The organism is Methylobacterium bullatum (genome assembly GCF_014845095.1).
Taxonomy (GTDB): Bacteria; Pseudomonadota; Alphaproteobacteria; order Rhizobiales; family Beijerinckiaceae; genus Methylobacterium; species Methylobacterium bullatum.
Map to the genome: position 1 here is coordinate 1 of NZ_NKUG01000321.1, position 722 is coordinate 722.

Sequence of the window (722 nt, forward strand, 5' to 3'; positions counted from 1 at the left end):
CCATCGCCACGATGATCGGGGAATGGCCGATCGCATCGACCTTGCCGAACTCGAAGATCGCGGAGACGAAGGCCGCCGCGAGCACGATCGCCGCCAGGCGGCGCACCAGGGGCGTGCAGATCAGCGCGAAGGCGAGGGCGAATTCCACCGCGCCGGCGGCCTTCATGAAGAAGGCGCCGTCGAACCCCATCGTCAGTTCCGGGCGGTCGATGAAGAGCGGGTAGGACCATTGCGGATAGGCCCATTTCTCCACCGAGGCCCACATCAGCGTCACGGCGGCCGAGTAGCGGACGATGTCGAGGGGCCGGATCCCGAACAGCTCCCGCCGGAGGCCCGTCAGGGCGAGATAGGCGGCGACACCGAGGAAGACGGGGTAGTCGGCCAGGTGGAACACGCCGTAATTCGCCACCGCGATCCCGAACAGGACGACGATGCCGAGAGCCGAGAGCGGCATCGTCTGCCGCCACAGGAATCCGGCGGCGATGGCGAGCTGGAACCAGGGCAGGGCGGTGCTGGTGGTGGTGAGCTCGGGCGTGAGGATGACGCCGCCGAGCGTCCAGAGCGAGACGAAGAAGCCGCCGCAGACCGCGCGGAACATCAGCTCGGTGTTCTCCCGCGCCCAGGCCGTGACCCGGTCGAGGGAGCGCATCATCGCCTCGCCGAGGATCGTCCGCTCGAGCAGCGCGCCGACGAACAGGGCCAGGAGAGAGACGATGACGAGT

At 68.1% G+C, this 722-nt stretch carries 1 protein-coding gene; it reads right to left on the minus strand.

Annotated elements, in window-relative coordinates; translation table 11 throughout:
- A partial coding sequence (locus MBTS_RS23440) for a hypothetical protein (RefSeq protein ID WP_192216618.1) occupies positions 1 to 722 on the minus strand: 722 nt, incomplete at both ends.